At 71.0% G+C, this 7,576-nt stretch carries 10 protein-coding genes and 1 pseudogene; 4 read left to right on the top strand and 7 right to left on the bottom strand.

The window, feature by feature from the left end:
• A partial coding sequence (locus ABH925_RS37220; protein WP_370155974.1) for a hypothetical protein occupies positions 1 to 315 on the top strand: 315 nt, incomplete at its 5' end.
• Positions 316 to 435: 120 nt separating this feature from the next.
• Here ABH925_RS37220 and ABH925_RS37215 read toward each other — a convergent pair.
• Together ABH925_RS37215 and ABH925_RS37210 are read right to left on the bottom strand one after the other, a co-directional pair.
• Positions 436 to 1,068, bottom strand: a complete 633-nt coding sequence (locus ABH925_RS37215) for an SMI1/KNR4 family protein (RefSeq protein WP_370155972.1) — start codon at positions 1,066 to 1,068, stop codon at positions 436 to 438.
• Positions 1,069 to 1,945: 877 nt separating this feature from the next.
• Positions 1,946 to 2,266 carry an Imm21 family immunity protein gene (locus ABH925_RS37210; protein WP_370155971.1) on the bottom strand — a complete coding sequence of 107 codons (321 nt, stop codon included), beginning with the start codon at positions 2,264 to 2,266 and terminating at the stop codon, positions 1,946 to 1,948.
• Positions 2,267 to 2,874: 608 nt separating this feature from the next.
• On the opposite strand from ABH925_RS37210, the pseudogene ABH925_RS37205 reads away from it, so the two are divergent.
• Together ABH925_RS37205 and ABH925_RS37200 are read left to right on the top strand one after the other, a co-directional pair.
• A pseudogene (locus tag ABH925_RS37205) lies at positions 2,875 to 3,006 on the top strand (IS256 family transposase); the annotation flags it as partial.
• 13 nt (positions 3,007 to 3,019) lie between these two features.
• Entirely contained in the window at positions 3,020 to 3,346 is a 327-nt protein-coding gene (locus ABH925_RS37200; RefSeq protein WP_370155970.1) for a hypothetical protein, read from the top strand.
• 524 nt (positions 3,347 to 3,870) lie between these two features.
• On the opposite strand, the gene ABH925_RS37195 is transcribed toward ABH925_RS37200, so the two are convergent.
• Both ABH925_RS37195 and ABH925_RS37190 read right to left on the bottom strand, forming a co-directional pair.
• Positions 3,871 to 4,782 carry a hypothetical protein gene (locus ABH925_RS37195; protein ID WP_370155969.1) on the bottom strand — a complete coding sequence of 304 codons (912 nt, stop codon included), beginning with the start codon at positions 4,780 to 4,782 and terminating at the stop codon, positions 3,871 to 3,873.
• Between the two features lie 26 nt (positions 4,783 to 4,808).
• Complete coding sequence (locus ABH925_RS37190; RefSeq protein ID WP_370155967.1) at positions 4,809 to 5,129, bottom strand: helix-turn-helix transcriptional regulator; 321 nt, start codon at positions 5,127 to 5,129, stop codon at positions 4,809 to 4,811.
• 434 nt (positions 5,130 to 5,563) lie between these two features.
• On the opposite strand from ABH925_RS37190, the gene ABH925_RS37185 reads away from it, so the two are divergent.
• Positions 5,564 to 5,869: a WhiB family transcriptional regulator gene (locus ABH925_RS37185; RefSeq protein ID WP_370155966.1), complete on the top strand. Its 306-nt coding sequence runs from the start codon at positions 5,564 to 5,566 to the stop codon at positions 5,867 to 5,869.
• Positions 5,870 to 6,267: 398 nt separating this feature from the next.
• On the opposite strand, the gene ABH925_RS37180 is transcribed toward ABH925_RS37185, so the two are convergent.
• The 3 genes from ABH925_RS37180 to ABH925_RS37170 form a co-directional block, all read right to left on the bottom strand.
• Entirely contained in the window at positions 6,268 to 6,420 is a 153-nt protein-coding gene (locus ABH925_RS37180) for a hypothetical protein (RefSeq protein WP_370155964.1), read from the bottom strand.
• 89 nt (positions 6,421 to 6,509) lie between these two features.
• Positions 6,510 to 6,860, bottom strand: coding sequence for a hypothetical protein (locus ABH925_RS37175; protein WP_370155962.1), 351 nt, complete (start codon positions 6,858 to 6,860; stop codon positions 6,510 to 6,512).
• A gap of 223 nt (positions 6,861 to 7,083) precedes the next feature.
• Positions 7,084 to 7,335, bottom strand: a complete 252-nt coding sequence (locus ABH925_RS37170) for a hypothetical protein (RefSeq protein WP_370155960.1) — start codon at positions 7,333 to 7,335, stop codon at positions 7,084 to 7,086.
• Positions 7,336 to 7,576: the final 241 nt, after the last annotated feature.

The following is a 7,576-nucleotide window of genomic DNA, read 5'->3' as shown; positions in this document are numbered from 1 at the left end:
CATCGTCGTCGTACCCCACCACCATGCCAACGAACACCATCTGCACTGGTCACGCTTCCGACGACGAAGCCAGGCACGCGCACGCAACTCCCACTACAAACGCCGAGGCCACAACCCCCAGATGCGGTTGCAGTACTAAGCGAGTGCGTCGAGCTGGTTCAGTTCCTCGTCGGCACCAGCGAGGAGTACCAGGCACTGGCGGCCACCGCGCCCCCCGAAGTGCGCATCGTGCTGCTCGCCGCCCCGCCCGAGACCGCGCCGAGTGACCCGCCCGTGCCGCCGAACGTCCCCGGCAGCGACGGACGCACCCTGTGACCCTCCCGGGCTTGAAGGACAGCTCGGAGCGCGCGCTGGGCACCCCGTGTAGCCGGACCGATGCGCCAACGTGGCGGCCTGCGACGCCGATAGTGCGGCCCTACCGCTGGACCAGGCGTCCTACGGTCGCAAAGTCGGCGCCGGAGTCAGCGGCTCGCCGTTCAGCTCGGTTTCCCCCGGGCAGGACCACCAAAGCTTCGGGTCTGTGGTCAGGAACGGCGCCAACTGATGGACCTCGCCGCCGCAGTCGAGCGCCTCCGCGACGTCGTGGAGATATGCGGCCAAGGACGGCCATCCGTTGTCAAAGGAACCTGTGTCGTCATGAGGCGCGGTTCCCACACGGCCTTGATGCGGCCCGTCACGCATGTCGATGACCTGAGCATCGCCGTCGCTTTGGGCCCACGGGATCCACTGGTGGTGCCATCCGGGCTCGCTGTCCTCCCCGTGCGCTTCGCGGAAATCGGGGTCGTCCCCGGCGATCTCCTCGCTCATACGCCAGTAGGCCAGGATCTGTGCGACGGGCAGCGGAGGCTTGCTTGGAAACATATTGGCCCATGCGAGGAGTCCGTCGTGACACGCGAGTGACTCGACAAGATCGAGCGGGAACCGCACTCCCATCTCTGCCTGGGCTGCTTCGACCTCGTGAGGGTCGGCGGGCGGAGCGAGCAGCGCGTATGAGGCGGGGGCATGGGTGAGGAGCCATGCGTCGATTCGACTCCACGACGCACGAATCGTTGAAGCTGCAGGAGACATGATGCCGAGTCTGGCGCACCGCAGTGACAATGAGCCGGCACAGGCCGACCAGTCGGGTCGTCGACCTCTCCACCGAAGCCTCGACCGTCCGCGCCGGCCGTGCCCATGGGTGAAGGCCCGGAGTAAATCCGGACGGTCGTAGGCCGTACCTCCGGCGCCACTTCAGGCATCGCAACTCACAGGCCCCGTCCTGCCCATACCTATCGCGGATGGGACAGCCGAGCTGCGGCAGGCGCAGGAACTGCACGGCCAGTGGACGCAGGCCCTGGCGGTCGGCGACTCGGATGCCGTGCACCGCTACACCGCCGCGCTGGCCGAGCCGTGGGCCGGGCACCCGCAGTACCCGCTGCTCCCGGCGGTGTGACAGCTGGCCGTGCTCTCGGGAGTCGGGGGAGCCGTCTTCGCCTCGGGGGGGTTCATGACTGCATTCCCATGAAATCCCCCGAGGCGAAGGCCGCCGCGGTGACGCGTCACCGCGACCCGTGCAGGGGCGGGCCGGCGCATGTCCGGCACCGGGTCCAACGACCCGCACGCGGACCGGTTACGCCGCCAGTCACCCGTGGGAGCGGCGCTGGTTCTCGGCCTTGGACAGGACGGCGTGCTGGCGGTGGTCGTCCTGCCACCGGGCCGCGACCTTGCGGGGTGGACAGCGCCAGGCCCGCGGTCCGTCTCAGCGACCAGCGCGACGGCGTCCTACCCGCCGGCCGCGGTCGGCGCTGGCAGGACCCACTCTTACCCCTCTGCAGTGCCTGGACGTCGAATAGGTCCCGGTTCGTGACCGGGCCACCCTCGGACAGACCAGGGAGGCCGCCGCATTGCGGAGCTGGATTCCTCGGATGCCGACCGCGGCCACGACGGTACTCGACGGCACCGACGGTCAGGTCCCAGCGGGCAGCAGCTGAACCAGGCCTACCGACGCGCGCTCATTGGCCTGGGCATGGGCGGCCCGCACCGTCCACCTGCCGGTGGGCAGGGGCACGGCCGCTTGCTCAGGAAATCCGCCGCCGGGGTACTCGACGTTCAGCTCGGCCCCTGCGGTCGCGGAGTCCATGAGCACTGCCGGGCCGTCCGTCTCCCAGGTTCCGCACTCCTCCCACTCGCTCGCCGGATCCGCGAGGGCGGCCTCGGCAGCCGCGACCAGGTCTGCCTCAGAATCTGCGGTGGGGCGATTCCCCGCACATCGGGCAGTCGTACTCATCGATCGAGTCAACAGCGACCGGATGACCACAAAAGTCGCAGGGGCGCATACCCCCATCCGCTGCAGTCTCGACGGCACCATCGACTCCCATGCCCGTCAGAGTGCCAGACAGGACGCCCTCACCGAAGATCCCCCCTTGACCAAACCCATAGGGGCACCCCCCGAGCTGCGGGGGAGCAGTCGGCGGTTGTCATCGTTGCTCAGCTTTGGTCAGCCTCGCACGGCCCCACGACGGCCCGGGGGGATAGGCTGGTCATGCCCTGCGTCGAGCGGCATAACGACCCTAATGTGCCGTTCCGTTGTGGAGGGGGCCAGCCGTGTTCGAGCCGGGCCAGGGGGGTCGAACCGTTGAGCTTCCGTCAGCGTTGCCCGAACACCGCCCGTCAGCCGAAGATGTGCGGATATGGGCAGCGTTCCAGGGGTCCCCCGCGGTCGGCCCAGTTCCACCAGACGTGCTTCTTGCCGCACTTCCACGTGGCACGGCACGTGCGTCTGCCGTCATCTTCGCGCAAGCAGAGGACCAAGCCGATGCCCTGCATCGGCTGTCCACAGTCAGGGCATACGGGCGGCTGGCTCTCGGCTGGCATGGCTCGCACCATAGCGCAGTGTTCAAGCTGGCCGAGTCCGCCCAGGCCCGCTGGCGCGCGGTCAACGGCGCCCACCTGGTGCCACTCGTCCGTGCGGGAGCCCGCTTCGAACGCGGACTCCTGGTCGAGCGCCACGAGACACAAGCGGCCTGAGGGGGATGTGAGCATGACCGTCTTCGTCACCTACGGCACCAACGCCTGTACCGCCCGAGAACTGGCCGGCCGCCTCACGGACCGTCTCGGCATTGCCTTCACCGAACGCGAGAGCTCCTACCTGGGCGTTTACTTCCTTGCCGCCCTCGCGGACAGTACTCGCATCCAGGTCCAGCCGAACGCGATTCCCGGCGGCGAAGGCGAAGCCGACCTCTACCAGGACGAGCACCCCAACATGTCCGTCCTCCTCCGGGTCACCGCGCCGGACGCCGCCCGGTCCCGCAAGTGCGACCTATCGGTCATCGACGGTCTCACCTGGCTCCATTCAACTCGACGCTGAGAATCCGCCGACCCCCACGCTCATTGCGAGGACCCTGTGGTGCCGTGTGGCTGGTCGGGGGGCGGTGGTGGCGCGGACGGGGTGTGCCGGGGCACAGTGTCGGCTATGTCCGAACGACGCGACCGACGCCGCTTGCACGCCCGGGCGCGTGCTCTTGGGGTGCCCATCGAGCAGGCCAGGCGCCGCCCGGTACCGCGGCCGGCGCGGCCGGCGCCGCCTGTGGAGCCCGCGTGGCCGCGTACAGTGCTGCCGGACCGGGACGAGGACCGCTCTGGCCCGCGGCAGGTGTGGGCAGCGCCCGTGTGCTGCGCGGTCACGCGCACGCGGGAAATTCTCGCCGGCGGCACGGTCGTCATGCTGACGGTCCATGCCACCGGGTGCACGGTCTGGACCGCGCGGTGACCGTGACCGCGCCGGCGTGCGGTGTCAGACAGGGGTGCTGACGAGTGGGCGGGCCCGCGGCACCCGGCATCGGACGTGCGTTGAGGTTGCGCGCCCAGGCGTAGGGATCAGGCACCGGGGCCTCACTCCGGGGCGCGGTCGGTGCGGGAGTCCAGGACCTCGGCCAGCTCGACGGCCTTGTCCGTCATCGCCCGCAGTTCCCGGGCCGCGACCTGGTGCCCGGCCGACGCCGCCAGCACCTCCAGGACAGCGTCCTCGTCGGCCAGCCGCGCCGCGTCGTCCTGCGGGTCATCGCCCGGCTCCTGGGTCTGCTGCCAGCGCCGGTATCCGGCGTCGGCCCGCCGTACCGCCCGCGCGTACTCCTCCAGCGCCTCGACCCGGCCGGCGACCGCAGCCCCCGCCTGGGCCAGCTGCCGCGCCCGGTGCTCGACCTGTCCGGGGCCGCGGCCGGCCAGCCGGGTGTTGTCGCGCAGCGCCTGCGCGATGGCCCATACCTCGGCGGGGACCACGGTGTTGCCGCGTTGACGGTCCAGCAGGTCCTCGGCGTGCAGGCCGGAGCCGAGCACGGTGGCGGCGGCCGCCTGCGCCCGGTCCAGCAGCCGTACCGCGGCCGGGTCCACCTCGTCCTCCAGCACCAGGTACGGGCGTGCCCCGGTCACCGCCCGCCGCCCCGTGACCTCCCCGCGCCAGGCGAAGAGCGCGGCCAGTGTCTTCGTCAGGGTCATCGCCAGCATCAGGGACGCCGTGCCCCAGGCTGCCCAGTGCGCGGCCCCCACAGCCCGGTGGACCAGCCGGGCCACCGCGTCCGGGCCGCCGGGCGTGACCGGCCGCACCTGGTCCACGATCTGCAGCGCCGCGACCATGAGCACCACGCCCGCCAGCCTCAGCCCGGCCCGGCACAGCGGACCGGGTCCGCCGCTGGGCGGCTCGGGCAGCCAGCCGCCGCCCCAGCCGTCGGCCGCGACCAGATCACGCACGGCATCGGGCGCCCGAGGGTCCAGCGCCAGCACCCGCAGCGGGCCCGCCCCCGCCACCGGCTCCGCGTCCCTCTGACCGGCCCTCAGCACGCCTGCCGCGCCGATGTCTCGTTGCGCGAGGCGCTGATCAGGGCGTCGAGCAACTGCAGCCGCTCGCGGTCGTCCAGCTGGTACAGGGACACCAGGCGGTGCACCAGGGTGTAGCCCGGCAGGGCGTGTCCGGCCTCGACGGCCGCGTAGTGCCGCAGGGTGCATCCGACCCGGCGGGCCACCTGCTCCTGGGTGACTCCGGCCTCGGGGCTCTGGCGCAGGCCGCGGACGGCTCCGATGTCCTCGGGGCGGGTCCGGGCACGCCAGGAGCGCAGCAACAGCCGCAGCGCGCCCGGGGGAGGTGTGGCGAGCAAGACGGGCTCCTTCCGTTGCCGCCGCGAGGGATTCGAGTATCACCGCCCCCGCCGGCCACCGCGCTGCTCGTTGTCACCAGTGACAGGGAGCCAGTGACAAACAAGGGCAATCCACTCGAAACGGCGGTCCACGCCCCGGCCCGGACCCACGCCCGCGCCGCCCCGGCACAGGCGGCACACCCCGGGGCACAACTGCCGCCGCCCGGACGCGAACCCACGCACCCGCGCAGCTTCACCGGCCCACGGATCCACCCCCGGGCCTGCCAACGCACAGCGCTCCGCCCGCCCGCGCAGCGGCCCTGCGCCGCGGTGCGCAGCGCCGGGGCTGCCCAGCGTCCACGGCACTGGCACCCCACGACAATCGTCGTCCCTCCCGTCGCCGGGTCTGCGTAGAGTGGCGGCCACAGCCCGAAGCAGGGGAGAGGACGGTGCTGATGACCAAGGACTCCGGCAACTGGGCGGCACAGGGCCTGTGCCGGGACCTCACCGACCCCGACGCACTGTTCGCCGACAACGCCGAACAGCAACGCGCCAAGACCATATGCACCAACTGCCCGGTCCGCATCACCTGCCTCAGCTACGCCCTGGACCAGCACATCGACCACGGCGTCTGGGGCGGACAGACCGCACGCGAGCGACGCCAACTGCTGCGCCGCCGCCCGACCGTCACGTCCTGGCGCGCCCTGCTGGAAGCCGCACAGGCCGACCACGCCCAGCAGCCCCGCACCGCCGCCGCGTAGGCGTCCCAGGTCTGCTGTCGGATCAGGGGGGCCGGAAGGCCCCACGGCTGACGCCGCGTGAGCGCGCGCCCGGGCGGATGTACGTGCCGCCCCCGGACCCTCGACCGGGTGTTGCCCGGGGGCGGCCGAGTCCTAGCTGCCCGCCCTGCGGCGGGGCGACACCCGTGGGGGGGTGTCCGACTTCGCTGACCGGCGGTCAGCGTCCGCCCAGCGCCACGCCCTCCTCCCTCCAGGTACCTTCCCCATCCCCCGGAGGTGCTCGGGCTGGGCTGCGCCGGTGCTCACGCGCGGTTGTGACTCCACAGATGCCGTTCTTCCAGCCTGCCGAAGCGGACGCGGCCGGTGGTGAGGTCCACAAGGACGGGCCAGCAGTCCAGGAGTCGCCGGCGCTCATCATGTCAGGCCAGGTACTGCGCGGAGTTGTAGGGCACGATCAACAGGCCGTTGTTCTCGCGCACCCGCGCGGTATCGACGGCCAGAACGGGTTCGGCTTCGTGCTGACTGTCCTCTGTGAACGCGGGGGCGATCTGCAGCGCTTCGTCTTGGCTCAACAAGGTCGCTCCTGCTCCGGAACTGGGGTGGATCCTGGCCCACGGGCACCGCGGTCCGCCCTCGCGTTGCGGGGGACCACTGTCGGCTGTCAGCGTTCCTTGATCCAGACCATGCCCCGGCCTGATTCCGCGGGTGCCTTCACCCCGTCGCCCTCGATGCGGTCCAGACGGTAACCGAGCCGCCTGGGCACGGCGGCGCTGCGCACGTTGGCCTGTGGCCACCGCAGAGCGCAGTGGAAGCGCTCGCGGTGCTCCTGCCCGGTCGGTGGTTCGGTCGCCCATTCCATCCACGGGTGCAGGTGACGAAACGAGGCGGCGATCGCGCGGTACCGCGCGTCGAGGTCATCGGGTTCCCAGCGGCGCAGTACCAGGCTGTCGGTCTCGATCCGCTCGGGTACGTCGCCCGGGCGCAGGGCGGGCTCCGGAGCGTTCGGTTCCATCCGCCGAGCATCTCCAACCCGAACACGCAGGGCAACACATTTCAGTGGACCAGCAGTGTGGCCTGCGGGCCGTGCGGCGCAGGCAGTGCGTTCGACTTCCCGTTCCTTCTGACGCCCAGTGAGGGTGCGCGAAGGTGCGGACACGGCGGGCGTCCGCTGAGGTTCATCCCCCGAGGCCGCCCACATCCGTGAGGCGACCTCGGCATTCGGCCCGGCGCGCTTGTTACGACACGCTGCCCACCGGCACGGTGTCCCTGGCGGTGACCGGGATGCGGCGCCGACGCTGCCAGTAGGCAATGGTGACTGCTCCCAGCAGCGGCCCCCAGAGCAGCAGCGGGGCATAGGTGATGGCGAGCACGACAGCGTGCCAGTCGTGGGTCGCCAGTGGATTCGCCTTGGGAAGGGGACCGCCTCGCAGGGTGTGGCCGAGGGCAACGGAGACTGCGACGGAGGTCCATAGGACTGTCAGGATCACGGCGCCGCCACCGGCGGTGGCGATCGCGGCTGTGGCCGGTACCTTCCGCCCACCCAGAACCGGGATCCAACGAGGGAATGTCTCTCCCCAGGATGAGATCAGCCCGATGGCAGTGAACGCCAGCAACTCGGAAAGGATCGAGAGTAAGACGCCGTCTTCGTATCGGTCATGGTGAGCGCGGGTTCGATTGCGTCGACTCGGTGGACTGAACTTCCGGTGGTCGAGGCATGCAAGTAGGGCC

The organism is Streptacidiphilus sp. EB129, from assembly GCF_041262645.1.
Lineage (GTDB): Bacteria > Actinomycetota > Actinomycetes > Streptomycetales > Streptomycetaceae > Streptacidiphilus.
The sequence above is the reverse complement of the archived record's forward strand: the minus strand, read 5'-3'. Positions and strand labels throughout refer to the sequence as shown.